The 25,957-nt window shown below is 57.7% G+C and carries 26 protein-coding genes and 1 tRNA gene; 15 read left to right on the top strand and 12 right to left on the bottom strand.

Annotated elements, in window-relative coordinates; all coding sequences use genetic code 11:
• Positions 1–32: 32 nt before the first annotated feature.
• From V5B59_RS09475 to V5B59_RS09505, 7 genes are all read left to right on the top strand, one after another.
• Positions 33–1,307, top strand: coding sequence for a tyrosine-type recombinase/integrase (locus V5B59_RS09475; RefSeq protein ID WP_169071618.1), 1,275 nt, complete (start codon positions 33–35; stop codon positions 1,305–1,307).
• Complete coding sequence (locus tag V5B59_RS09480; RefSeq protein ID WP_332351826.1) at positions 1,304–2,062, top strand: hypothetical protein; 759 nt, start codon at positions 1,304–1,306, stop codon at positions 2,060–2,062. The genes V5B59_RS09475 and V5B59_RS09480 overlap by 4 nt, the downstream gene beginning before the upstream one ends.
• 96 nt (positions 2,063–2,158) lie before the next feature.
• Positions 2,159–2,353, top strand: a complete 195-nt coding sequence (locus V5B59_RS09485) for a helix-turn-helix transcriptional regulator (RefSeq protein WP_169071616.1) — start codon at positions 2,159–2,161, stop codon at positions 2,351–2,353.
• Between the two features lie 242 nt (positions 2,354–2,595).
• On the top strand, positions 2,596–4,212 hold the full coding sequence (locus tag V5B59_RS09490; RefSeq protein WP_332351692.1) for an IS1634 family transposase: 1,617 nt from the start codon (positions 2,596–2,598) through the stop codon (positions 4,210–4,212).
• Positions 4,213–4,328: 116 nt separating this feature from the next.
• Positions 4,329–4,625, top strand: coding sequence for a hypothetical protein (locus V5B59_RS09495; protein ID WP_034912193.1), 297 nt, complete (start codon positions 4,329–4,331; stop codon positions 4,623–4,625).
• Positions 4,612–5,142, top strand: coding sequence for a DNA-primase RepB domain-containing protein (locus V5B59_RS09500; protein ID WP_332351827.1), 531 nt, complete (start codon positions 4,612–4,614; stop codon positions 5,140–5,142). Before V5B59_RS09495 ends, V5B59_RS09500 begins: the two co-directional genes overlap by 14 nt.
• On the top strand, positions 5,139–6,596 hold the full coding sequence (locus tag V5B59_RS09505; protein WP_034912202.1) for an AAA family ATPase: 1,458 nt from the start codon (positions 5,139–5,141) through the stop codon (positions 6,594–6,596). Before V5B59_RS09500 ends, V5B59_RS09505 begins: the two co-directional genes overlap by 4 nt.
• Positions 6,597–6,820: 224 nt before the next feature.
• On the opposite strand, the gene V5B59_RS09510 is transcribed toward V5B59_RS09505, so the two are convergent.
• Together V5B59_RS09510 and V5B59_RS26195 are read right to left on the bottom strand one after the other, a co-directional pair.
• Positions 6,821–7,039: a hypothetical protein gene (locus tag V5B59_RS09510; protein WP_332351828.1), complete on the bottom strand. Its 219-nt coding sequence runs from the start codon at positions 7,037–7,039 to the stop codon at positions 6,821–6,823.
• A complete protein-coding gene (locus V5B59_RS26195; RefSeq protein ID WP_034912208.1) occupies positions 6,999–7,253 on the bottom strand; it encodes a terminase small subunit in 255 nt (84 codons plus the stop codon). The genes V5B59_RS09510 and V5B59_RS26195 overlap by 41 nt, the downstream gene beginning before the upstream one ends.
• 238 nt (positions 7,254–7,491) lie before the next feature.
• Between V5B59_RS26195 and V5B59_RS09515 the strand changes: the two genes are divergently transcribed.
• Positions 7,492–8,796 carry an IS701 family transposase gene (locus tag V5B59_RS09515; protein WP_332351419.1) on the top strand — a complete coding sequence of 435 codons (1,305 nt, stop codon included), beginning with the start codon at positions 7,492–7,494 and terminating at the stop codon, positions 8,794–8,796.
• A gap of 427 nt (positions 8,797–9,223) precedes the next feature.
• Complete coding sequence (locus V5B59_RS09520) at positions 9,224–11,719, top strand: ankyrin repeat domain-containing protein (protein ID WP_332351829.1); 2,496 nt, start codon at positions 9,224–9,226, stop codon at positions 11,717–11,719.
• Between the two features lie 213 nt (positions 11,720–11,932).
• On the opposite strand, the gene V5B59_RS09525 is transcribed toward V5B59_RS09520, so the two are convergent.
• Complete coding sequence (locus V5B59_RS09525; protein ID WP_332351830.1) at positions 11,933–12,787, bottom strand: formylglycine-generating enzyme family protein; 855 nt, start codon at positions 12,785–12,787, stop codon at positions 11,933–11,935.
• 542 nt (positions 12,788–13,329) lie between these two features.
• Between V5B59_RS09525 and V5B59_RS09530 the strand changes: the two genes are divergently transcribed.
• The 6 genes from V5B59_RS09530 (at position 13,330) to V5B59_RS09555 (ending at position 18,383) form a co-directional block, all read left to right on the top strand.
• Positions 13,330–14,517 carry an IS4 family transposase gene (locus tag V5B59_RS09530; RefSeq protein WP_332351557.1) on the top strand — a complete coding sequence of 396 codons (1,188 nt, stop codon included), beginning with the start codon at positions 13,330–13,332 and terminating at the stop codon, positions 14,515–14,517.
• Between the two features lie 319 nt (positions 14,518–14,836).
• Entirely contained in the window at positions 14,837–15,037 is a 201-nt protein-coding gene (locus tag V5B59_RS09535; protein ID WP_169072245.1) for a hypothetical protein, read from the top strand.
• A 12-nt stretch (positions 15,038–15,049) separates the two neighbouring features.
• A complete protein-coding gene (locus tag V5B59_RS09540; protein WP_034909542.1) occupies positions 15,050–15,325 on the top strand; it encodes a hypothetical protein in 276 nt (91 codons plus the stop codon).
• Positions 15,326–15,524: 199 nt separating this feature from the next.
• The gene (locus V5B59_RS09545) at positions 15,525–16,394 is read left to right on the top strand and encodes an ArdC family protein (protein ID WP_169069647.1); all 870 of its coding nucleotides are present in this window, start codon (positions 15,525–15,527) and stop codon (positions 16,392–16,394) included.
• Between the two features lie 403 nt (positions 16,395–16,797).
• Entirely contained in the window at positions 16,798–17,514 is a 717-nt protein-coding gene (locus tag V5B59_RS09550; protein WP_169070552.1) for a DUF1071 domain-containing protein, read from the top strand.
• A complete protein-coding gene (locus V5B59_RS09555; protein WP_169070551.1) occupies positions 17,514–18,383 on the top strand; it encodes a YqaJ viral recombinase family protein in 870 nt (289 codons plus the stop codon). The genes V5B59_RS09550 and V5B59_RS09555 overlap by 1 nt, the downstream gene beginning before the upstream one ends.
• A gap of 109 nt (positions 18,384–18,492) precedes the next feature.
• On the opposite strand, the gene V5B59_RS09560 is transcribed toward V5B59_RS09555, so the two are convergent.
• The 9 genes from V5B59_RS09560 to thrS all read right to left on the bottom strand — a co-directional run bounded on the left by V5B59_RS09560 (position 18,493) and on the right by thrS (position 25,911).
• Positions 18,493–18,569: transfer RNA gene (locus tag V5B59_RS09560), tRNA-Pro, on the bottom strand.
• A gap of 31 nt (positions 18,570–18,600) precedes the next feature.
• Complete coding sequence (locus V5B59_RS09565; RefSeq protein ID WP_034915710.1) at positions 18,601–18,972, bottom strand: MerR family transcriptional regulator; 372 nt, start codon at positions 18,970–18,972, stop codon at positions 18,601–18,603.
• On the bottom strand, positions 18,956–19,258 hold the full coding sequence (locus V5B59_RS09570) for an integration host factor subunit alpha (protein ID WP_034915708.1): 303 nt from the start codon (positions 19,256–19,258) through the stop codon (positions 18,956–18,958). Before V5B59_RS09570 ends, V5B59_RS09565 begins: the two co-directional genes overlap by 17 nt.
• 12 nt (positions 19,259–19,270) lie before the next feature.
• Positions 19,271–21,646, bottom strand: coding sequence for a phenylalanine--tRNA ligase subunit beta (gene pheT / locus V5B59_RS09575; RefSeq protein WP_332351831.1), 2,376 nt, complete (start codon positions 21,644–21,646; stop codon positions 19,271–19,273).
• A 24-nt stretch (positions 21,647–21,670) separates the two neighbouring features.
• Positions 21,671–22,717: a phenylalanine--tRNA ligase subunit alpha gene (pheS, locus tag V5B59_RS09580; protein ID WP_034915704.1), complete on the bottom strand. Its 1,047-nt coding sequence runs from the start codon at positions 22,715–22,717 to the stop codon at positions 21,671–21,673.
• 52 nt (positions 22,718–22,769) lie between these two features.
• Positions 22,770–23,129, bottom strand: coding sequence for a 50S ribosomal protein L20 (gene rplT / locus V5B59_RS09585; RefSeq protein ID WP_034915702.1), 360 nt, complete (start codon positions 23,127–23,129; stop codon positions 22,770–22,772).
• An 11-nt stretch (positions 23,130–23,140) separates the two neighbouring features.
• Complete coding sequence (rpmI, locus tag V5B59_RS09590) at positions 23,141–23,338, bottom strand: 50S ribosomal protein L35 (protein ID WP_034915699.1); 198 nt, start codon at positions 23,336–23,338, stop codon at positions 23,141–23,143.
• Between the two features lie 108 nt (positions 23,339–23,446).
• Positions 23,447–23,968, bottom strand: coding sequence for a translation initiation factor IF-3 (infC, locus tag V5B59_RS09595; protein ID WP_169070556.1), 522 nt, complete (start codon positions 23,966–23,968; stop codon positions 23,447–23,449).
• 26 nt (positions 23,969–23,994) lie between these two features.
• Complete coding sequence (gene thrS / locus V5B59_RS09600) at positions 23,995–25,911, bottom strand: threonine--tRNA ligase (RefSeq protein WP_332351832.1); 1,917 nt, start codon at positions 25,909–25,911, stop codon at positions 23,995–23,997.
• Positions 25,912–25,957 lie beyond the last annotated feature (46 nt).

The following is a 25,957-nucleotide window of genomic DNA, read 5'->3' on the forward strand; positions in this document are numbered from 1 at the left end:
CCAAGGAGTCCAAATTTGACAGGAGTATCACCATGGTTGAAAACAAGCTCACCGACAAACATCTGAGGGTCGTAAAGCCTGGAGACACCGAGCAACTGTTCGGCGACGGTGGCGGCCTCTGGATTCGCGTTCTTCCCCACTCGAAGGGTGGCGCCATCAATTTCTACTATCGCTTCCTGTTCAACGGCAAGGAACGGCGCTACAACTGCGGCACCTACCCGGCCACCAGCCTGGCCAAAGCCAGGGAAAACCGGAACGCAGCCCGCAACCTGGTGAGGTCCGGCCTCGACCCCGTCGTCAAGGAGGAGCATGAGCGCTCCGCGCGCTCAGCAACACAGGCGATGGAAAGCATGGAAAAGACCATCACAGCGCTCTTCGAAGACTGGAAGCGAGTGTACCTCTGCGCTCACCGAAAGGACGGTGGCCGTGCGGTCGAAGCCGCCATCCGCCGCGATGTGCTACCGGTCATCGGAAACATGCGGGCCAAGGATGTCCACCTTCCCCACATCGTTCAGGTCATTGACCGGATTCTTGCGCGCGGCGCTCGGCGCACGGCCAATGTGGCCTTGTCCCTGATGCGCCAGATGTTCCGGCATGGCATGGGCCGCGGCATTGTCACCACGGACCCCACGCTCGCCCTTTCCAAGAAGCAGGCCGGCGGCAAGGAAACGCCTTCTGATCGGAACCTGTCTCCAGGCGAGATCCAGGAACTGGCGCACAAACTCCAAGAGTCTGACCTGCACCCGCGCATGCAAGCGGCGGTCTGGCTACTCCTGGCCACCGGGGCTCGCGTCGGAGAATTGCACAAGGCCCGCTGGACGGATATAAACGAGACGCAAGGGCTCTGGGTCATACCCAAGGAGAACTCGAAGAACGGCATCAGCCACACCATTCACCTGTCTCAATTCGCGACGGAGCAACTCAACACTCTCAAGAAGGTCAGCGCCGGTCCCTACCTCCTGACCGGCCGAAATACCGAGAATCCCCTGTCGGACAAGACCATCTCAAGGGCGATCCGCGACCGGATCGGCGCTGACTCGCTCAAGAATCGAAAGCCGAGGACTGCAAGCTTGTTGCTCGCAGGGGGTGAATGGTCGCCACACGACCTCCGCAGGACCATGGCATCCCGCATGGGCGATCTTGGTGTCGAGCCTCACGTCATCGAGCGCTGCTTGAACCATGTTCAGCAAGGCATTGTTGGCGTATATCAACGCCAGGAATACATGCAGGAACGGAAGGCTGCTTTTGAGCAGTGGGGTGGGCAATTGATAGAACTCACCCAAACTCTGGTGAGGGAACAGAAATGACGACACCAACAGATTCGTTGTCAACAGATCGCTTTCCAAGCAGCCTGCCAACATGGATAAAGAATTGGGCAAGACAGTGCCGGGACGGTGAGAAACCGGAGAACGATGATTTCCCCAAACTGATGGAGGATGACATCGGAAACCTTTGGCGACTCCTAAGCAACCCCGCAGTAGCCCTTGGTTTGGAGAAGTTGGACCGCGGTAAATCGGCTGACGATAGCAAATACCAGAGCCGCGTTATTGAGCTTCTAGAGGAAACCTTGCACTTCCACTGGGTATCCAAGCGACGTGTTGTCGAAAGCCCGAGCAGACAGAGAGAGAAGTTGACGCGCTTGGCCCAAGATGTCGACCACATCGCAGAAATGATCGAGAGCTTCAAGGATTTTCTAGGGCCAGCGCTGAACATTCGGTACTTGCTAAAGCGCTTCTCAATGGAGCAAGCAACTGGCTTTGTTAGGAAGCGAATGGGCCTTGGAGCACCCGCGTTATTCCCGACAGACGGCAGCCAGGTTCTGCTAACCGACCTTCTGGTTACGTTTTCCGAGGATGTGAGAGATGAACTTTCTTTTTGGCCAAGACGCATCAATGGCCTGGACGGCGGTAGAGATGCCCCAGTTCGCTACCAAGTCAAGCGGATAAAAAGATTGTACAGAGACCTCTTCGGTGGCGACAACAACGCGCTGATTGCAAGCATGCTCAGCGCCATAAACGATAAAGATATCGAGGAGGAGCGAGTCAAGAAAACAGCAATCTGAGAGGGAAAAATCTGCGCTGAGTAAGACAGGTTTTTCCCTGACCAGCGCGGCGCGTGTCAATAGTATTCCTACTGTTCAATCTCTTGGAGAACAGTGATGACCCACGAATACTGGCGCGAGCGTCAAGTCCGAGACGCTACCAAACTTTCTCGATCGACCCGTTGGCGGCTTGAAAGCCAGGGCAAGTTCCCCCGCCGACGCCAACTTTCCGCAAACGCGGTAGGCTGGCTCCGCTCCGAGGTCGAAGCCTGGGTGGTTTCCAGGGAGCCTGTGTGTGGGAGGCGGTCATGAGCCCATTGAACCCCACACGGCGCTATGCCGCTCAAGCGCATGTCAACACTCCCGTGCACCGCGCCTGCCGCATTAACCGCCACCTCGCCTGGCGCGTCAGCGATTTCCAGACGGACCTTCCCGGAGCCCTTGAGGTAAGTCGTTGATTCATGGCAAGAAACCAGAAAATCGGCAAAAATGTAGGCATGTAAATATAATAATAGCTATTTACAAACAATGTGCTATTGGCTATTATTGTCGGCATGTACATCGCCCGCGTCCCCAACCGAAAGTCCAGGCCGGCCATCCTGCTTCGCGAGTCCTATCGCGAGGGAGGCAAAGTCTGCACACGAACCATCGCCAATCTGACGAACTGGGCACCGGAACGAATCGTCGCCATGGAACGTCTGGTGAAGGGCGAATTCGACGACTGGTCGGGAGAGATGACCAGCGGCGAGATTTTTGGGGTGCTGTTTGCCCTCAAGCAGTTGGCCGACCAGGTGGGCCTCACGCGGGTGCTGGGCAGCGCTGCGGAAAGCAAGCTCAACCTGTTCCTGATTCTCGCGCGTATCGCGCATGGTGGCTCGCGGTTGTCGGCGGTACGCTGGGCGAAACAGCACACGGTGGCCGATGTGTTGGCGGTGGAGGCGTTCGATGAGGACGACCTCTATGCCGCGCTGGACTGGCTGGCGAGCCAGCAGGAACGCATCGAGCGGGAGCTTTACCAGGCCTATGTCAAGGCGCAGGGCCAACCGCCCGTGCTGGTGCTTTACGACGTCACTTCGAGCTACTTTGAAGGGGAATGCAACGAGCTGGGGCAATATGGTTACAACCGCGACGGCAAGCGCGGCAAGCCGCAAATCGTCATCGGTTTGTTGACCGCGGAGGACGGGGAGCCTCTGGCCGTGCGGGTCTTCGAAGGGAATACCGCGGACCCGACGACGGTGGCCAGCCAGATCACGATCCTGAAGGAACAATTCGGCATTGCCGAGGTGGTGATGGTCGGCGATCGGGGAATGATCAAGGCCAAGGGGAAAGCCGCGCTGTCGGTACAGGGCTTCCGTTATATCACGGCGTTGACGGACGCGCAGATACGCACCTTCCTCAAGGAGGGGGTGCTGCAGACGGATCTCTTCGATGCGCATCTGTGCGAGGTGGAGCACAACGATAAACGCCTGATCGTGCGCCGCAACGAGACTGTGCGGGTGCGCGAGGAGCGTCGGCGGGAGGACAAGCTGGCGCAGTTGCAAGCGAAGGTCGCCGAACGTAATGCCTTCGTCAAGGACTCCAAGCGCGCCAGCGCGGCAGCAGGCCTGGCCGCCTTGCAGCGCTGGACCAAGAGCCACAAGCTCAGCGCGTTTGTCACCCTGACGCTGAAAGAACGCGTCATTGTCTGTACCATCGACGAGGAGGCCAAAGAGCAAGACGCTCTGCTCGACGGCTGCTATCTGCTGGAAACCAATGTGCCGCTCACCTTGATGGACGCGAAGACGGTCGATGCGCGTTATCGCGATCTGCAAAAAGTCGAGCGCAACTTCCGCACCGTGAAAACCACCTTTCTGGAAATTCGCCCGATCTTCCTGCGCAAGGCCGAGCGGACCAAGGCGCATGTCTTCGTGGCGATGCTGGCCTTAAAAATCACGCGGCGGTTTGAAGCGGCTCTGCGGCAGACCTTCGGCAGCACCGAAGACGACCCCGCCGCCATCACCCCGGACGACGCCCTGGTGGCCCTCGGACGATTGACCTATCTCTACACCACCGACCGCAACGGTCAGCGTCACACGCATCTGCCACGCCCGGACGATCAACAGGCCAAAATCCTCAGCGCCATCGGTCTGTCCTTCCCGCTCAAGGCCAAAGCCGACAAGCTCGCCGCGTAGGCAGGCGCCGCTTTTGCGGCATCGGCTATTTTTTTAACAAAAACCGATAGTTACAGCATAACTGCGCTTGCTGGCTGGGGGAAGATCCGCCAGAATTTGCTGAACGGGGTGAAGCCATGAAGCGCGCCATACTCACCGACGAGCAAATTCGCTCAACCATGTTCGAGATTCCCGATCTTGGTCTGGTGCTCGCCTTTGGCCCGGAAATCGCCAGCACGATGATCGAGGCACGCCGCCTCGTGGCAGCGCATGGCAACCAACTCTGTTACTTCGGCTGGCCTGACGGCACGACTGTCTCATGGGAACGCACCAACCCTCAGCAGCCGCTCGACAGGGACGGCTTGGTTCGTGCCTACAAGCGCTTTCAAGAAACTGTCCGTCCGCTGATGGAGGCGCAAAATGGGAGCCACTGATCTACAAATGGCGCAGCGCTTCCTCGACTGTCTGGCGCCGGATGCTACCTTCACGTTTCAGACCTTCGACGACAGGAAGCCCGTTCGGCAGAACCTGGCCTATATACGACACGGGTCGCTTGAACAGCATGCCGACAAGCTGACGGCTCTTAACCAGGACGGTGCTGGTGTCTTCGTCACGGTGAATGAAACCGACGGCAAGGGGCGAGCGACGACCAACATCGTTCGAGTCCGCGCGACGTTCGTCGATCTTGACGGTGCGCCACTGGAGCCCGTCACGGCGCACCCCATTCCGCCCAACATTGTCGTCGAGTCGTCGCCTGACCGCTGGCATGCCTATTGGCTGACTGTCGACTGCCCCTTGAAGGATTTCAAGATCGCCCAGAAGCGCCTGGCAAGTCAATTCAATGGTGACCCATCAGTTTGCGACTTGCCGCGCGTCATGCGGCTTCCCGGCTTCCTCCATCAGAAGGGCGAGCCGTTCATGACCAAGATCATCTTCCCGAGTTGGTCATGATCGATCCACAAATCCAAAAAGTGAGGCTCCAAGATCTGATGGCTAGCCTCCAGCCACTACCCACGCCGAATCAGACGCCCCGCAATCATCGTCAGGCGGCAAACTCGTCATGGCCCCCTAGCCAAACCACTGATCCACGAAAAGTTTGCGTCGAAGGTGAGCGCAACAACCACATCGCCAGGCTGGCAGGCAAGTGGCTGCATGTTGGCAACACCGTTGAGGATGTGATCACCTTGGCTCTGGCTGCAAACGATAACTTCGACCCGCCGCTTGATGAGTCCGAGGTCATCGCCACATGCCAAAGCATTGCCAGAACGCACGGGCGAAACAACCCTATCGGGCCAAGCCTTGACGACACAGATCCAGAGCCACTGTTCGTGTTCAAGGACTTCAAGGCCTCACGCTACCTCTTCACGGACCCACCACCGCGTCGTTGGTTGTTCGCGGACGTCATCCCCTGTGGGAAGGTCATCCTCTTGGTCGCCCCCGGAGGTACCGGAAAGAGCATGTTCTCAATCCAACTCGGTGCCAGCATTGCGACGGGCCTCCCATTTGCCGACGTATGGGAAGTCGGCGAAACAGGCGGTGTATTGTTGCTGCTGGGCGAGGATGATGATGAAGAATTGCACCGTCGGACTTTCAACATCTGCAACCAGTTAGCTCCTCGTCAGGAAACTGACGCTATCCCAAGACTGGGCGAAAACCTTATCATCAAGTCGATGGTCGGTGAAGATAACCTGCTGACCACTGCCGACTCCCAGTCGAAAGAAGTCAGACAGACCCCGCTGGTGAATCGTTTGATCCTCGCGGCAAAGCAAATCCCAAACCTCAAGCTGATAGTGATCGATCCCGCTTCACGCTTTCGCGGTGGAGACGAAAACGCCTCGCAGGATGTCACCCGCTTTGTCGAGGCCGTCGAGCGCGTGGCACAGGCCACGGGCGCTGCCGTTCTGATCATCCATCACGCCAACAAGGGCAGTATGAGTTCCAGTGAACCAAGCCAGTCGGCGTCTCGGGGCTCATCGGCTCTGACGGATGGGGTTCGCCTGCAGATGAATCTGGCAACGCTGGATAATAACGGCGCCAAGAAACTCGGAATCCCCGAGGAGCAGCGAAAAAGTCACCTGATTCTTAGCATCACCAAGACGAACTACAGTGCGCCCCAGCAAGACATTATTCTGCGCCGCAGCGAGGGAGGTTATCTGACCAATGCCAAGCTGACACCAAGCAAAACCCCAACGACAGATGCAGTGGATGCCAGTATCATCCAACTTGTCCAGAGTGAAGCGGTGGCTGGGAAAAGGTACAGCAAGACAGGGTTTGCGAACACGTTCGGGGGTCTCAACAAGAAACTAAAGGTGGGCAACAACAAGGTGAGAGACCGCATTTCAGTGCTTATTTCATCCACAAGACTGGTGGAAGAAAACGGAAAGTTGGCGCTTCCAAAGCTCTGAGCACCAAAGGTGACACGGGACATCCACCGCAAGAGGGGGGATGGTCAGATATCCTGATGCATCCGGATAAACAGGAGTATCGGGATTTTAGGCTTTATAATCAGCGAGTTATGTCGGATGCCCCGATATCGCGCCATCACCTTTTTCCGCATACAAATCAATAGGTTATGACTGATGCCCCCTGTATATAGGCAGTGCCGCCATCAGGGCGGCACCCTATGCATCTATGGTTGGCCTCGACAGACGATCGATAGCAACTCGTCGTCCGACATGGCCGCATACTTTGCCTGAACCCGCGCAGCACTGCCGGACACCTCGATCCTGCGCACCTCTGGTTCATAGAAGCCGCAGAGCTTGGCCACCTGAACCAGGCCGCTGATCATCGCCGCTGGGTTCTGCTGCTCACGCGCCATCTCGATCGCGCTCAATATTCCGGCGATCACTTCTTCCTTCTTCCTTGGTGATCTCGAACTTTGCAGCGTTCTCGGCACGACGCAAGGCGATCTGAGCGGCAATGCGGTTATCTTTCGTTAGCCGGCAGGCCATCACCTTCGCAGACTTCTCGGCGTAGCCTGCGGCCCTCGCTGCTCGCGCTGCATTGCCGTCAGCGCAGTAGGCATCGACGAACGCGAGTTGCCTCGTAGTCAGCGGACTCATCGCCTGCCTTTATTGATGCATCCGAATCGACGCGCCCATCTCCTATGACGCCCACCCATTGACGTTCTCCAAGGTTACAGTAACTGTCATTTTATACAGTTTTCTTTCCGTAATTCTACTTTGCCACATTTCTAAAATGGTTGAAATACAGGCTATTGAGCTACATATCTAATGCTCTACCACATAAGGAGTATGACGATGAAATCGCCAAATTTATTTATTTGGGATCGGGCGTGCGGTGGCCAGCTGCTGCGAGAATCTGACCAGCCATTTTCAGTCGTTCCGGGAGTGTTTCCGCAGTAAAACGCGAAGCACGGCCGAGCAAGCTGAACAGTACTTGCGGGGCCTTTTTCAAAGCCCTCGTGCGAACCTGGAACAGATGAGCGAGACGGTGGCGGAGACCGAGTATTACAGCCTCCACCACATGTTGAGCGATGCTGCATGGGACTTTGAGAATGTGCGTCGGGAGACGGCGCGACAAGCGGACGAGTGGATCGGTGGGCCAGAGACGGGACTGTTGCTCGATGAGTCTGGGGTCCAAAAGAAGGGCGACCATTCAGCGGGCGTGGCCAGGCAGTACAACGGTCGCCTGGGTAAGGTCGAGAACTCGCAGGTTGGAGTGTATGCCGCCTTGGCACGAGGGTCGCAGGCGGCGATCATCGACTTCGAATTGTTCCTTCCAGAGCGTTGGGTTGAAGACGCCAAGCGTTGCCAGGAAGCGGGGATTCCGGAATCGGCACGGGTCTTTCGGACTAAGCCGCAGATGGCTGCCGAGATGGTCAAGCGGGCACGAGCCGCCGGGGTGCGCTTTGGCTTCATCGGTGCCGACGGCCTCTATGGCCACGCGACTTGGCTGCTGTTTGATTGGGACGATGCAGGTGAGGTATTCGCCACCGAGGTGCACAGCGACCAGCAGTTTTACTTTACCGATCCGGGAAAGGCGTGGGTACCGGCCTGGGAAGCCCGCGAATGGGCCGCGCGCCTGAAACGAAAGGAGTGGCACCCGGTGATCCTGCGCGACGGGGAGAAGGGTGAAGTGCGCGCGATGTTTGCCCATACCCGCGTGTGGATCAGTCATCCGAACAGCGCACAGGCCCGCCAATGGCATCTCCTGGCACGCCGCGATGGCAAGGAGGTGAAGTTCATGCTCTCCAACGCGGCGCCCGACACGCCACTTCGCGAGCTGGCACGCATGCAGGCACAGCGCCACTTCATCGAGCGCGCCTTCGAGAATGCGAAAGGTTGCTGTGGGATGGCCGACTACCAGGTACGCAAGTGGCGGGCTTGGTACAACCACATGGCGCTCGTCTGCGTTGCACTACTCTTTCTCGTCAAGGAGCGGCGGCAACACTCACCCTACGCCGAGTTACTGTCCTGTGCCGATGTCGTCGACATGCTCGTGGCGCAGCTCCCGGTGAAGATTCACGGTCGCGAAGACCTCGTGCGAATCATCGCCGAGCGTCATGCACGGCGACAAAGCGCCCGCGACAGCGCCTACCGAAGGCAGCCGCCAGCACCCAAAAATGCCATTAGAATCTGTTAATGTAGAAGTAATCAAAGGTGACTTTACAGTAGCTTTTTGGGTCGCTAGCGATGGTGCGGCAACAGATCGCCTGCTGTCGACAGTGCTGGCGCTGTCTGCCGCCTGCGTTGGGCCTCCGTATCTGGCTCGGATGCTCTATACCCTTGCTCCCCGTGATTCCAGTAAGAGGCCTCGGACCGGGTACCACGCTGTCATCTGATCGTCAGTCGATCAACACCCGAACGCCTTGGCCTTCCCTCCAAACCATCACCCCTACGCCGATTGTCTAAGCGCCCTCGGATAAGTTCTCCGATCTTCAGAAGGCTACGGGCCTCGGCAAACCGGGCACGGAAGCACGGAGAACTTTTTGATGACCGCTTAATCGGGTCGCTTCAAGCATAAAATAGCTTCCTATTGGCCATTGGTCGGATTGGAGGAGTTTACGCAGATGTTTGACTTCTTGAAGAGTGCGGAAGAAAGGCGCGCGGAGCAACAGTCAGACGCGATCACCCTGCTTCTCGATGCAATCAAGGCCGATGATAGTACGCGCGTCCGAGCCTTCCTACAAAACGGCTGGAGCCCCAACGCGTGCATCGAATATGACTGGGTAACAAACCTGTACTCCCTTGAAGCTGCCAATCCAATCAATACACGCTCTACAGGGGATCCTCTCCTGTTCTTGGCTATTCGACATGGCGCCTGTACGGTCGGGAACACTCTATTGCACCATGGTGCCGACCCCAATTACCCGGTGCTGGGTAGAAGCAGTGTCGATGTAATGGAGCTTTCGGCGGTGGTGCATAACCCGCATAATAGCTTTATTACACCGCTGCTGTGGGCACTCCGATGGAACAGCCCCGACAGCTTTATCAACGATCTGTTATCAGCAGGCGCTATTATTGAACCCGAAGGACCATGCGGCAGCCTCTCCGCACTGTGGCATGCGTGCTATTGGGGAAAGCCTAGCTTAGCCATGCTCTTCCTTCAAGGAGGAGCCAATCCAAACGGCTCTCCATTAGGCTATAGCACGCCGCTCCAGATTGCGCTTACGAGGCTTCTTTTTTCAGGCACACCACTTAACCAAGATAGCGCAGCGCAAATCACGGCTAGTTTGCTAGAATTTGGAGCCGACCCAAATCTTAGGGGTACCGATGACCCAACGATACCGATAAATAGTGCGATTGAAAACGGATGCCGTGGCGCTGCGCTCGCACTAATAAATCACCCTGAAATCGATTTGGATTGGTGGTTTGAACCCGAAGCAGGTGAGATTGTAAAGAAACCTAGTCGCAGGATTGGAGTTGGCCCTCTCACCCATGCAATCGAGAAAGACGATATTGATCTGGCCTCTTGTATCCTAGCTGCAGGGGCCAACCCAAATACTTGGTGCTCGGATGGAATTTCACCGCTGGTGGCGGCTATCAACAACAATTCATTGGACTCTATCCAATTGCTGCTTGCCAACGGTGCCTATCCCCAAGATGTCGGTTGGCACGGTAAATGTGCACTTGACTATATCGATGAGAGAACTTGTGAGACCGTCAAATGGGCCGTCCGCCAGTGCCTGTCAACAATACCGACCAGTTGGGGTAGCGCAAAGGATTTGTCAGAATGGGCAGAAAAACTTCGATCTGAGAGAGAAGGACGTTTCCAAGAGTTCTTTCGCAACAGGATAAGCACAGCCGAACAGGAAAGGCTGCGCCTTGAGGAGAGGCGTCTCCAGAGGGAAGCCTGGAACAGCGAAATTGAGAAAATGGGGCATTTATGGGTTCGTCGTATACGATCAAATGGACCTACTAATGGCAACATTATTGTTCATGATGAGTTTCTAGAGAGCGAGGAAAGCGATAAATTCTCAGTATTTGGAAGGTTTTCTGAATACACTGGCAATGTAAGCCGCAACAGTCATGGTGATCCGGTTCGCGAATTGATGTCGGTGAGCCAAGTGCGCCGATTCAACAAAATTTATATTCTACAATGTACATCTCCGGTCGAGTCTGAGATGGACCGTGACGATGCGTTGCAGGGTTATCTTCAATGGAAAAAGGAGCGGCGAGACGGGTTCGGCAATTTTCCCACGTTGGTTGTGGTTGATGACCCTTCGGTGTCAGCTCGAAACGCAGATAGCTACGAAACAAATGAGGTTTCTGACAATGAAGTACCGTCATGCGATGCCACTGAAGCCCAGTTTGCACTGGTCCGGAAGACCGTTGCGGACAGACTGAACAAAATTATTCTGGATATTCCTTACTCTTTTGTTTCCACTAAAAATCAAGTTTGGTTCTTCGTATGGCGTGATAAGCTTCACATTATTTCAGAATATCTTCCGGCCTGTTGGCATTTGCATACTTGGGAATACATCCATGTGAATTACAGCGCCATAGCAAGCGAACCTGGCACAAGCGGCTTGAGCAAATCGATACAGCGGTTTGATATCGCCGTTAAATCCTATGCAGACAACGATGAAATTGAGATGATTACTATATTGGAGAGAGATCTGGGGCTAAAGCGAAGATTATGGAAGCTAGGGCCGTTAATAGAGAATAGGGAAACGATGCACAGATGGCAATTACGTCCGTTTACTTTGGATCTTGCAACAAAACTCGATCTGCTAGGCTTTAGGTTGACACTGGCTCCAAGAAAACAAGACGGGAGCAGTTTAGGGTTTGAGAAAATAATCGTTAGTGACGTGTATTTCGGCGAGATTGAGATAAGCGTAGAGTATTTAGGTGGTTCACAAAATTTTTGTTCGGTTACGGCCGAACGTTTTCGGGATGGCTACCTAGAAAGATGGGAGGGATACCCAGGCGGAGATGACATCGGGGAAATGATTCAGAATCTTCTGATAAACGAAGCGGGCCTCAGAAGACTTTTTTTGAAGAGACGGGTTATGGATAGGCTCGGGAAGGCTCCTGCTGCGAGGTTTGAGGAAATCTATAGATAAGTCGTTCATGAGGGATGTTTGAAAACAAGCGATATAAATTAAACCCGATTGCGGTCACCACCTTCGCAGGGCGGACGAACTCAATAAAAAAAATTTTCCAGCCAGTTTCACCTAAAATTTTGAAATAACGGTTGTCCTCATGCAGATACAATGGGGTTTGTTCGCGATCGAATGCCTGTGTCTTTCCGCAAGTGCCACGCTATGAGCATACCCTTATACAGGACTCTCTATACCAGTCGGTTCCCCTTGACTTAGTGCGAGCCTGAAGCCGACCACGTGATAGAGGTTGTCGGTAGGCACATTCCTGCTGCGGGAGGCGCTACGAGCGCAACCGACCGGGTCCCAGCACGACCCGCCGCGCAGCACACGTTCTTTGCCAAACGGCGGGCCGTGCGGGTCGGTCTGCGGTCGCGCTTGGTATTTGGCATACCAATCCGCACACCATTCATTGGTGTTACCGTGCATTTCATAGAGACCCCACGGATTTGCCGGCAACGAGCCAACTGGGACGGTCCGCTCGCGGCTCCGCTCCTTCCGTACACCGGCGTAGGGATAATTGAGGTTGCAGTTGACTTGGTCCAGTGTGATGTTGTCGCCGAACGAGAATGAGGTCGTTGTACCAGCACGGCAGGCGTATTCCCATTCGGCCTCGCTTGGCAGCCGTGCCAGTAGCCCCGGCACCCGCCTGTTAAGTTCATCGATGAACGCCATCACGTCTAACCAACTAACACTCTCAACCGGGTTGCGTGGGTCATCCTGGAATTGACTAGGATTCCATCCCATCACTGCCTGCCAGAAAGCTTGTGTGGTGGCCGTGTCAGCCAGCCAGAAGCCCCGGCTTAACGTTACTTGGTGCAGCATTTCGTTGTCACAACGTTCTGTTGCGCTTTCTGGCGAACCCATCAGGAAACGCCCCGCAGGGATCCAGCGAAATACTTGGCGTAGGTCGTCAAGACCAAGCACCGCCCAACAGCCGAACTGATCGTTGCCCGACTCTTTTGCCCAGAACCCAGGTAAGCAATCAGCAAAGTGGGCTGCGTTGGTGTCGCGAGTCGGCAGGGTGAACATATGCAAAGGCCCCGAAAGTGAAGAAATTCAGATTCGTAATGCCGATTATCTTTGACTGCGGCACCCCCAGTCAATGCTCTATTGCTGCATTGGGATAGTCGCTTCTTTCATGGCCACGCCTGGGTTGCGCAAGGTTTTTCCATGCCCTCTGCTACGGTTCAGCATTGGTAACTTGAATTATAGATTTCTTGCCTAAGTTGTTTATTTTATAAAATAACGCTCTTTGTGGTGACACATTAAGGCATTAGAAGTCAATAAGTTATCTGCTATCTGTCGAACTCAGGTGGCAAGGACATAAATTAATTTTTGCAAAAATTAGGGCGCACCCGCTCGCGCCCTTACCCCAATGCTCTCAACGTAACGCGCCATTGTCATAATTTGATCAACGGTCAGATACCCGGTTGCACGTCGGGCAGGCTCCTGGCAAAATGCCTATCCCCTTGATACCCAGGTAAGATTTTATATGCCAAGATCTTTATGTCAATGTCGTTGACTCGTTCTCTAACTTCCTTTTTTCTCAAGCTTTTTTCATTCAGTCGCGTTTGACGGAGAAGGCTTTCTCCCGAACAGGCATCCTCAGTTTTCCCCGCCTGATCGCCTGCCTGCTCGGTGGGTACACGTCCAAAGTGCAGTCTGAACTGGACGCCTTCTTCGCCAACCTGGCGAACCGCGCCGACCTGGCACGAGAAGTCTCGGCGCAGGCCTTTGCCAAAGCCCGGAAGCAGGTGTCGGCCGCCGCCTTCTCGCTTCTCAACGATCATTTCCTCACCCTGGTCGATGCGCAGTTCGGCTTTCCTCTCTGGCACGGGCTGCGCGTCGTCGCCGGCGATGCCACGGACTTGCACCTGACCCTGTTCGGCAAGACCCGTGACGGCAAGCGCTCCGTCCGCCACAAGATCGAGGCCAAAGGCTTCGCGCTCTATCTGCCCGGGATCGAAATGACCCTGGCCGCCAGGCTCTACTCCACCGACGTCGGCGAGCGCCAGATGCTCTTCGAACACCTCGACAAACTCCGCCACAATGACCTCCTCGTGCTCGACCGCGGTTACCCAGCCTACTGGCTCTTCGCCGCCTTGTGGCAGCGAAAACTCCATTTCTGCATGCGGGTCGACAGCCTCAATTTCAACGTCATCAAGACATTCCGCCGATCCGGCCTGCTTGAGCAAATCGTCACCCTGCCAGCCCCCTGCAAACAGGACGCGCTCGATTACGAAATTGCCCGCACTCCTTGCCAGGTTCGACTCATTCGCCAGGTGTTCGGCCACAAGGTGCGCGTTCTCGTGACCTCGCTCCTCGATCTGGATGCCTACCCCGCCGCCGCCTTCGGGGCGCTCTATCACTCCCGCTGGAGAATTGAGGAAGCCTTCAAACGGCTCAAGCACCGTCTGGCCCTCGAACACCTGTCGGGCATGTCCTGGCTGGCCGCACAACAAGACTTCGGCGCAAAAATCCTCTGCGACAACCTCAATGCCCTGGCCGTCCATGCCGCCAGTGAATCCCTCGATCCCAATACCCGCGCACGCTACTTCATCAACCGCGGCGACACCTTCTCTCGCATCAAGCGCACCCTCGGACGCTGGCTCCTCCAGGGCATCAATGCTCTCGACAATGTCGCCTCCGTCTTCGACGAACTCATCAAGAACCTCGTCCAGATAAAACCAAACAGGTCATCTCCCAGAAATTTCACCAAAAAACCACATTTATCACATGCTTACAAAAACGGGGTATGACTATGTTCTGATAGGTTGAGAGCATTGGCCCTTACCCATCCCCCCTTCCCACAAACCCGCCCGCCGGTTCGGATTCGCTTTCTCTTCCCCGAAAAAGGAGTCTCTTTAGCCTCTAGATCAAGAGACTCCTTTTTCTTCGTCCGTTCTCCGGACAAACGTCGTTCCCCGTTGCGTCGGTCTGGCGCTGCGCTCAACGTAGCCGCCAGCCTTCCCCGTAGTCGAGGTCCAGGACAACCGCCCTGATCCTCACACCCGTAGCGGCATCGTCTCCTCTGGAGCGGTGCCGCTTTCCATTGGTACCTTCAAAAGGAGCAACCCCATGAAAACCCAGGTTCAACCCATCCCCCTCACGCCGACCGTTGCCGAGAGCGAAACGCGCCTCATCAAGAGCGCCGCGCTCGTGACCTTCCGCTTCGTGCGCGCGACGATAGCAGCCGCCAAGACGGTGCCCGGCATCGTCGGTCAAGCAGCCTCCGATGTCCGTGACGCGTGGGAGGAGTCCTCCCGCCCAAACGCCTGAAGGAGAAAGATCATGCTGACCACCGGTTTCACGATCTTTCTCGCGGGCGCACTGCTGCTGGCGAAACTCCCCCGGCGAACCATGCTGCGGGCACTCAAGCACGACCTGCTGCTCGACCTGGCGGTGACGCTGCTGGTCCTTCTGATTCACTGGGGCACCTTCAGCGGTGTGATGGCAGCGACGGTGGCGGGTCTGCTGACCAGCCTGGCGACCTCGGGCCTGAAACGCCTGATCGGCTACGCGGACGGCCAGAACTACTATCCGGGACGCATCCGCCTCGACGTGTGAAACGCGGCAACCAGTCGCTGCGCTGGGTCCTCCTCGCTGCCGCCACCGGTGAAGCCGGACGCCAGGGGGTCCGCCTGATCCTGCGTTACAGCCTGCGCCTGCTGAGATAGCCTGCAGGCGATCTTTCCCTTCCTTCCATCCCTTTCGCGCCCCAGTCCGGGTCATCCCCGGCTGGGGCGTTCCTTTTTGGAGACTCGCAATGAACGACATCTATCAAAGCATCACCGACAAGATCATCGCCGAACTGGAAGCCGGCGGCGACGATCCGTTCCCGCGCAATGCGCTCTCGCAGCGCCCCTATCGCGGCATCAATACCATCGTCCTGGGCCTGGAAGCGTTCTGCCGCGGCTACACCACTCACCAGTGGCTGACCTTCCGGCAAGCGCTGCAGCTTGGCGGCCATGTCCGCAAGGGCGAGCGCAGCTCGGCCATCATCTACTACGAATTACGGCAGGTCGAGAAGGCCGACAGCGAAGCACTCGCCGAGGGCGACGATTCCGAGAAGCGGCTCCTGCCGCTGCTCAAGGTCTTCCACGTCTTCAATCTGGACCAGGTCGATGGCTTGCCCAATGAATACCGGGCGGCGCCGGACACGGGACCCGCCTGGGAACCTTCCGAGATCGCCGAGCGGATCATCGAGTGTTCCAGCGCCGAGATTCGTCATGGCGGCTTCCGGGCCTTCTACTCGCCCCCCAACGATCTCATCTACCTGCCGCTCCGTTCCTCCTTCAGGGACCAGGCGAGTTACTACAGCACGGCACTCCATGAGCTTTGCCACTGGACGGGCCACGCCTCTCGCCTCGGCAGGAAGCTCGGCAAGCGCTTTGGCGAATCGGCGTACGCGATGGAAGAGCTGATCGCCGAGATGGGCGCGGCCTTCCTGGCCGCGCACTGCCGGCTTGAAGTTCAGGTGCAGCACGCGAACTACATCGCCAGTTGGCTGGAAGTCCTCAAGCGCGACAAGCGCGCGGTGTTCACCGCTTCCGCGCAAGCCCAGAAGGCAGCCGACTATCTGCTTGAACACGCCGGGCTGATCACCCCGGCCGACGCCATGCCGCTCGCTGCCTGAAGCGTACAGACGCTGTGGGCAATTCTGTGGACAAAGCTGAGGACAGGCTGTGGAGAGCCGGCTCATCCACAAATTCTGTGGATAGATCGTCGAAAAAGCCTGTGGAAACCTCCCGGATTTCCCGGCTGCGCTGATCTCCCGTCGGTGCTGCTGACGTATTGGGCAATCTCTTCACCGATACGCGATCTGTCCCTGCACCCCAGGGCGCTGGGCAGGCTCTGCCGGTGACCGGCATGGCTTCCCGCAATCACCACAAGACTGTTGGGCGACATTGATGCGGTCAATAAATCTGACAACGTCGCAACCCTGATCGCCGCCATTCCGGCGGTTCCCTGACAACGCCCGACCTGGCCCTGTGCCGGTCGGGCGTTGTCGTTTCTCGCGTTCCTTTTTGGAGTTCATCATGGAAAACACGTCCCATTCAACCAATCCCTTCCGTCGCCTGTTCCAGATCGATGTGTCGAAGCACGTCGAGAAGAAAGGCCTGTTCTCGTACCTGAGCTGGCCCTTCGCCGTGGCACAACTGCGGCTCGCCGATCCTGACGCCAGTTGGGAGGTGCGCCGCTTCGACGGGCTGCCGTACCTGTCGAGCGATCTCGGCTTCTTCGTCGAGGTCGCGGTGACGGTGCAAAGCGTGACACTGAGTCAGATTCATCCGGTCCTGGACAACAAGAACCGGCCGATCCTGGCGCCGACGCCGTTCGACATCAATACCTCGATCCAGCGCTGCCTGGTCAAGGCCATCGCGTTACATGGGCTGGGGCTTTCGATCTACGCTGGCGAGGACCTGCCTGACCTGGAGGATGCAGGCAACGCCAGCAAGACCGGCGAGGGAAGCCCCGAGGTTCCGGTACCTGTGGTCAAGCCCAGGCGCACCGCTACAGCGGCCAAGGTCACGAATCTGCCAACCAAGGAGGATCGTGAAACCCCGCAGCCGGGATCCGAGCATTTCCTGACCGCTGCCCAGAAGAAGTTCATCGAGCGGCTGATCGCCGAGACGGGCACCCAGGTCGCACAGTTGCTGGCGTACTTTGGCTTCGACTCGCTGGAGACCATTCCCAGGAGCGAGGTGACCCGTGTCATCGCGGCACTTGAAACGAAGAAGCGGAGGGCCGCGTGATGACCACCATCGTCAAACTGGTCCAGGGCAGCCCGGAATGGCACGAGCACCGGGCGAAGTATCGCAACGCCTCCGAAACCGCGGTGGTAATGGGGGCATCTCCGTGGCAGACGCCCTATCAACTGTGGGAACTGCGCACCGGTCGCCGGCAGCCCGAGGTCAATGCGGCCATGGCGCGCGGTACGGCGCTGGAGCCACAGGCCCGCGCTGCCTACGAGGCTCTCACCGGCCATGTCATGCAGCCGCTGGTATTGGCTGACGGTTTGTACTCAGCGAGTCTCGACGGGCTGACCTTCGACGGCGATCTGATTCTGGAGATCAAGTGCCCGGTGAAAGGATGCGCTTCAACCCTCTGGAAGGCCGTTGCCGATGGCCAGATTCCCGCACACTACGACTGGCAGATCGAACACCAGTTGATGGTATCGAAGGCGACAATGGCGCATCTGTACGTCTTTGACGGTGAGCAGCAGGAGGGCCTCCTGTTCGAAGTGGCGCCGGACCCCGCTCGCTGGAAGCTGATACAACAGGGCTGGGACGGCTTCATGCGCTGCCTGGAATCGGACACGCCACCGGAACTGACCGAGCGGGACAAGGTGATCCGCAAGGACGAAGACTGGCGGCTGGCGGCAGAGGCGTACGTGAGCTTGAAGCGTGACGCCGATGCACTGGTTGCACGACTTGAGTCAGCGAAGGATCGTTTGCTCGAACTGAGCACCCATCCGAGCGAGGCCGGTTTCGGTGTCTCCGTGACTCGCTTCTGGAAGCAGGGCAACGTCGATTACAAGCGGGTGTCCGAGCTACAGGGCGTCAATCTTGAGGCCTATCGGCAGAAAGGACGGTTCGAGACACGCGTATCAATCGGCCGGTAAATCGGGAAGCGGTACGGTAGCAGTTGGCAAACCGTACCGCCAACCGTACCGCAAAACAAGAAACCGGCACTTGGCCGGTTTCTTTCTTACTCTAAGCTCTTGATTCGATTGGTCGGGGCGCCGGGATTCGAACTCGGGACCCCTTGCACCCCATGCAAGTGCGCTACCAGGCTGCGCCACGCCCCGACAAGTTTTGATTATAACCGAAAATGCTTCACTACTCGCATGGACGCAGCAATTCTGCGATGCTCAACAGCTCGGCGCGCAGCACTTCAGGTGCCAGGAGAGATGAACTGGCACCTGACTCTGTCCCGGCATCGTCGAGCCGGTTGCGCGCGCCGCTGATCGTGAAGCCCTGGCTGTAAAGAAGCTCCCGAATCCGACGCACCAGCAGAACTTCATGATGCTGGTAATAACGGCGGTTGCCTCGGCGCTTCACTGGCTTGAGCTGCGAGAATTCCTGTTCCCAGTAACGCAGGACGTGCGGTTTGACGCCGCACAGCTCGCTGACCTCGCCAATCGTGAAGTATCGCTTGGCTGGAATAGCCGGCAAAGGCTCTTGCCCTGGTTCTTTATGACTGACTTCCATCATAAGCGTGCTCCACCTCGGCCTTCAGTTTCTGACTGGCATGAAAAGTAACCACTCGTCGTGCGGTGATCGGAATTTCTTCACCGGTCTTGGGATTGCGGCCTGGTCGCTGCGGCTTGTCGCGTAACTGAAAGTTTCCGAATCCCGAAAGCTTTACCCCATCACCACGCTCCAGGGCATTCCGGATTTCTTCGAAAAAAGCCTCGACCATGTCCTTGGCCTCACGCTTGTTGAGGCCGACCTTCTCGAACAACAGGTCGGCGAGTTCTGCCTTGGTAAGCGTCATTCCTTTCCCTTCTCAGACGCGCAGCTGCGCTGCAAATGCCGCTTGCAGATAGGTCACCAGTTGCTGCATGGCGGCCTCGACTTCGGCTTCGAGCAACGTTTTTTGAGTATCTTGCATCATTATGCGGAAGGCAAGGCTTTTCTTGCCGACCTCAACCCCGCGCCCGACATAGACATCGAACAGACGGATTTCCCGCACGATGGCTGGCCGATTGGCAGCCAATCCAGCGATCAGTTGCTGAAGTTCCAGTGCCAGATCAACGACTACCGCCATATCCCGTATGACCGGCGGCTGACGGGAAACCTCGGCGTATTGCGGAACCCGGGCCATCGTCACGGCATCGAGATCAATTTCGAAAAACACCGGCGGCAGCGGCAACTCATATTTCTGCTGCCACTGTGGATGCAATTCCCCGATAAAACCCACGGCCTTGCCAACGACCATCACCCGCGCACTCCGGCCAGGATGCAGCGCGGGATGCAGCGCTTTGTCGAAGCGGACGTCGATCGGCGCGAGCAGCAGTTCCAGGTCAGCCTTGACGTCAAAGAAATCGACGTTGCGCGCTGCACAGCCCCACTGCTCCGGAAAGGCAGTGCCGTAAGCCAGTGCGGTCAGCTTCCAGGGCTGACGAAAACCGGCGACCGGACCACCCTGCGGATCGCGGAAGAAACAGCGTCCGGTCTCGAACAGGCGAACACGGCTCTGCCTGCGCTTGAGGTTGCTTGCCAGATTGGCCAGCAGCCCCCCGAGCAAGGACGAACGCATGACGCTCAACTGGCTGGCGATCGGATTGGCCAGTCGAATGAGCTGATCGTTGCCGGCAAAATCGGCTTCCCAGGCTTCTTCGACGAAGGCGAAGTTGACCACTTCCTGATAGCCGCAGTCAGCCAGCATCTGTCGAACACGCGCCAGAGGCCGCGCCTGCTCGGTCTGCGGCAACATCGACAGCAAACCCTGCGGAGCCGGCGACGGAATGTTCTCGTAGCCATGCAGGCGGGCGATCTCCTCGATCAGGTCTTCCTCGATCTCGATATCGAAACGATGGCTCGGCGGCGTGACGATGAAATCGTCACCGTCGCGGGCAAACGACAGGTCGAGACGAGCAAACAGCTCGGCTATGCGCTCGCTCGTAAACGGCACCCCAAGCACCTTGGCAACCCGCGCCGGGCGCAGGCGAACCGGCTGGCGCACGGGCAAGGTAGCCAGTGCCTCACTGACTGGCCCGGCCTGGCCGCCGCAGATATCAATGACCAACTGGCTTGCGCGCTCCAACGCACGCCGTGTACCGCCAAAATCGACACCACGTTCGAAACGATGTGAGGCGTCCGAAACGAAGCCGTAGCGACGGGCACGGCCGGCGATCGCGGCTGGCGCAAAGAAGGCGGCTTCGAGGAACACCTCGGTAGTCGCCAGAGTAATGCCGCTTTCCTCGCCGCCCATGATGCCCCCCATCGCCAGCGGACGTTGATCGTCAGCAATCAACAAGACGTCGGCCTGCAGTTGCAGCTTCTGCTCGTTGAGCAGCAGGATCGTTTCTGCCGGGCGCGCCATCCTGGCGTGAATGGTCCCGCTCAGACGGGTATTGTCAAAAGCATGCAGCGGCTGTCCCACTTCGAGCATCACGTAGTTGGTGATATCGACCAGTGCCGAAATCGGGCGGATACCGCTGCGCTCGAGACGACGGCGCATCCAGTCCGGCGTCGCGGCTCTGGCATCGACCCCGGCGATCACCCGGCCGCAGTAGCGCGGGCAAGCTTCGGGGGCGTCCAGCAAGAGCGCGCGCGTGCTCTCGATGGTGGCTGCAACTGCCGTGACTTCGATAAAGCGGGCCGGAGTACCGGTCAGCGCCGCGACCTCGCGAGCAAGCCCTTCGAGAGACAGGCAGTCTGCCCGGTTCGGCGTCAGCTTGAGGGTCAGCAGACGATCATCGAGATCAAGATGGCGGCGGATATCCTCGCCTGGCGGCGCATCGTCGCCTAGCACCAGCAAGCCAGAGGCGTCTTCCGCAATACCCAGTTCCCTGGCCGAGCAGAGCATGCCAAACGACTCGACGCCGCGCACCTTGGCGACCTTGATCCTGAAGCCACCCGGCAATTCGGCACCGGGCAGTGCGCACGGCACCTTGATGCCAGCAGCCGCGTTGGGCGCTCCGCAGACGATTTGCAGCACCTCGCCGGTACCGACATCGACCCGGCAAACATTGAGGCGGTCGGCGTCGGGATGCTTGTCGACAGCGAGCAGATGGCCAACGACGACCTGGTCGAAGAACGGTGCGACCGTCTCTTCCTCCTCCACTTCGAGGCCAGCCATGGTCAGCAGGTGCGAGAATTCATGACCCGTGCAAGCGGGATCGACGAAACTGCGAAGCCAGGATTCAGAGAATTTCATGACGGCTCAATGTCCGGAGGAAGGTCATACGAACTGCCGCAGGAAGCGCAGGTCACCATCGAAAAACAGGCGCAGGTCATTGACCCCATAGCGCAGCATCGTCAGTCGATCGGGCCCCATGCCGAAGGCAAAACCGAGATACTTCTCGGGGTCGATGTTGACGTGCCGCAAGACATTCGGATGGACCATGCCGCAACCGGCAATTTCCAGCCAGCGCCCCTTCAAGGTACCGCTCATGAAGGCCATGTCGATCTCGGCCGAGGGTTCCGTAAAAGGAAAAAACGAGGGGCGAAAACGCACCTGCAGATCATCGTTCTCGAAAAAACGGCGCAGGAAATCGCTGATGACCCCCTTCAAGTCAGCAAAGCTGACGTTCTCGCCGATCCACAGACCTTCGACCTGATGAAACATCGGCGAATGCGTGGCATCGGAATCGACCCGGTACACGCGTCCCGGCGCAATGACCCGAATCTCCGGCATGCTTTCCCGACCGGCATGTCTGGCGACATGCGCCTGCATGTAGCGAACCTGGATCGGGCTGGTATGCGTACGCAGCAATACGCCCTCGGCTACCCCGCCCGCCTCATCCTGCAGATAGAAGGTGTCGTGCATCGAGCGGGCCGGGTGATCCGCGGGGGTGTTCAGCGCCGTGAAGTTCTGGAAGTCGGCCTCGATCTCGGGGCCGTCGGCGACTTCGAAACCGATCGAAGCAAACAGGGCCTCGATACGTTCGAGTGTGCGCGTCACGGGATGCAGGCCACCGCGTGCCTGTCCGCGACCCGGCAGGGTCACGTCCAGCGCTTCCTCGGCCAGACGCGCCTGCAACGCCATCTGCCGCAGCGCTTCGCGACGCGCAGCGAGTGCTGCTTCGACCGCGTCCTTGGCGTGATTGATGGCCGCACCAGCGGTCTTGCGCTGGTCCGGCGGAAGTTTGGCCAATCCCTTGAGCAATCCAGTGATCTCGCCGCTCTTGCCGAGGTAACTGGCCTTGACTTGCTCAAGCGCGTCAGGGTCATCGGTCGCCGCAAAGGCGGCCGACGCTGCGTGGACTATTTGATCGAGGTTGTGCATGGTTCACCGAAAAAAAGGAGGCTTGCGCCTCCTTTCTTGACGCTCGTACCGCCTAGGGGGCGAGTTGGGCCTTGGCCTGCACGGCCAGAGCAGCAAAAGCCGGCTTGTCGAAAACGGCCAGATCAGCCAGTACCTTGCGGTCGACCTCGATCTGCGCCTTCTTGAGACCATTCATGAAAGTGCTGTACTTCATGCCGAGTTCCCTGGCTGCTGCGTTGATGCGCGCAATCCAGAGGCTGCGGAACTGACGCTTCCTTTGCCGGCGGTCGCGGTAGGCATACTGCCCGGCCTTCATGACCGCCTGTTTGGCGACACGGTAGACGTTTTTGCGGCGACCGCGGTACCCCTTGGCCAGGTCGAGAATTTTTTTGTGGCGCGCGTGCGCCGTTACACCACGTTTGACGCGAGGCATCTTTGATCTCCCTAAGCGTAAGGCAGCATGGCACGAACCATGGCCTTGTCAGCGTGATGCACCTCGGTCACGCCGCGTAACTGGCGCTTGGTCTTGGTGTCCTTCTTGGTCAGAATGTGTCGCTTGTACGCATGCGAACGCTTGATGCGGCCGCTGGAACTGATCGTGAAGCGCTTTTTCGCTCCACTCTTGGTCTTCATCTTGGGCATTGAATGCTCCTGTTTATAAACATGCTGGCGGGTGTCCCCCGACGGGAGCACTTTCGACCCGGCAGCACTTGTGTTTCACCGTTTCTCTACAAGCGGTTGAATCGGTGGCTACTTTCTCTTGCTCGGGGTGAGCACCATGACCATCTGGCGGCCTTCCATCTTCGGCATCTGCTCAACCAACGCCAGTTCCTGCAGATCGGTCTTGATCCGTTCGATCTGACGCATGCCAATATCCTGGTGCGCCATTTCCCGGCCCCGAAAGCGCAAGGTCACCTTGACCTTGTCTTCTTCATCAAGGAAGCGAATCATGTTGCGCAGCTTGATCTGGTAGTCGTTCTCGTCGGTACCGGGACGAAACTTGACTTCCTTCACCTGTACCTGCTTCTGCTTGAGCTTCTGCTCGTGCTGACGCTTCTGTTCCTGGTACTTGAACTTGCCGAAATCGACGATGCGGCAAACCGGCGGCTGTGCCATCGGGGCAATCTCGACCAGGTCGACTCCCGCTTCCTCGGCCAGTGCCAATGCCGCCCTGACACTCATGACTCCCAGCTGCTCGCCATCTACCCCGACGAGACGAACTTCCGGTGCGTTGATTTCTTCGTTAACGCGTTGCGCCTTTTGCAGTGCGATGGGTCCACTCCTTGTTTCGACAAAAGTTAAGCCGTGCCACTTCGCGCCGCAACTTCATCCAGAAGTTGTCTGGCCAGAGCCTCGATGGACATTTGCCCGAGATCCCGACCCCCGCGTGTTCGCACGGCTACCAGATTGGCTGCCACTTCCTTGTCGCCGACGACAATTTGATAGGGCAACTTGTTCAAGCTATGTTCGCGTATTTTATAGGTAATTTTTTCGTTGCGCAAATCACACTCGACACGCAGACCAGCCTGACGTAGTGTTTTTGCAACATGCGCAGCGTAATCGGCCTGCTTTTCCGAGATATTCAGGACCACGATCTGCACCGGTGAGAGCCACAAAGGCAGCGCACCCGTGCAGTTCTCGATGAGCATTCCGATAAAACGCTCCAGCGAACCCAGAATAGCGCGATGCAGCATCACCGGCGTGTGGCGTGAATTGTCGTCGCCGACAAATTCGGCGTCGAGACGCTGCGGCATCGAGAAGTCGACCTGCATCGTGCCGCACTGCCAGGATCGCCCAATGGCGTCCTTGATGTGAAATTCGATCTTCGGACCGTAAAAAGCCCCCTCACCCGGCAATTCCTCCCACGCCAGACCGGAGGCCTTGAGTGCGGCGCGCAAGGCAAGTTCAGCCTTGTCCCATACCGCATCCGAGCCGACGCGCTTTTCCGGGCGCAATGCCAGCTTGACCGTCACCTCGTGAAAACCGAAATCGGCATACACTTTGCGCACCAGATCATTGAAGACAGTGACTTCGTCCTGTATCTGATCCTCGGTGCAGAAAATATGGCCATCGTCCTGGGTGAAGCCGCGCACGCGCATGATTCCGTGCAGCGCACCCGAGGGCTCGTTGCGATGGCAGGAACCAAATTCACCATAACGCAGGGGGAGGTCGCGGTAACTGCGCAGCCCGGTGTTGAAAATCTGGATGTGTCCTGGACAGTTCATCGGCTTGATCGCGTACTCGCGCTTTTCCGACTCGGTGGAGAACATGTGGTCCTTGAAGTTCTCCCAGTGCCCGGATTTTTCCCAAAGGGTACGGTCGAGAATCTGCGGACACTTCACTTCCTGGTAGCCATTGTCCCGATAGACGCCACGCATATACTGTTCGACTTCCTGCCAGATCGTCCACCCCTTTGGATGCCAGAACACCATTCCCGGCGCTTCGTCCTGAAGATGAAACAGGTCGAGTTGCCGACCGAGCCTGCGATGGTCCCGTTTCTCGGCCTCCTCGAGCATGTGCAGGTAGGCCTCCTGATCTTCCTTCCTGGCCCAGGCCGTCCCGTAGATCCGCTGCAGTTGCTCGTTGCGATGGTCACCGCGCCAGTAGGCGCCCGCCAGTTTCATCAGCTTGAACACCTTCAACCTGCCCGTCGAAGGGACGTGCGGGCCGCGGCAGAGGTCGACAAAATCACCCTCGCGATAGAGCGAGACTTCCTGACCGGGCGGAATGGCATTGATCAGTTCCGCCTTGTAGTGTTCGCCGATCGACTGGAAGAAAGCGATGGCGTCGTCGCGCTGCCAGACCTCGCGCTGCACCGGCAGATCACGCCTGGCGAGTTCTGCCATGCGCTTCTCGATTGCCGCCAGGTCGTCAAGCGTGAACGGACGCTCGTAGGCGAAGTCGTAGTAGAAACCGTCTTCGATGACCGGACCGATCGTGACTTGCGCCGCCGGAAAGAGTTCCTTGACCGCGTAAGCCATCAGGTGCGCCATCGAGTGACGGATGATCTCCAGGCCCTCGGGATCCTTCTCGGTGATGATGCCAAGCTGCACGTCAGTGGTGATCTGGAATGAGGTGTCGACCAGGCGACCATCGACCTTGCCCGCCAGGGCGGCGCGCGCCAGCCCGGCACCGATGCTCTGCGCCACCTCGGCAACCGTGACAGACTCTGCGAACTCCCTTTGTGAACCGTCAGGCAGTGTGACAACCGGCATATGATAACCTCAGCAAGAAATGAAAAAGCCAGAGACCCGGCCTGGC

Source organism: Candidatus Accumulibacter contiguus (genome assembly GCF_036625285.1).
Taxonomy (GTDB): domain Bacteria; phylum Pseudomonadota; class Gammaproteobacteria; order Burkholderiales; family Rhodocyclaceae; genus Accumulibacter; species Accumulibacter contiguus.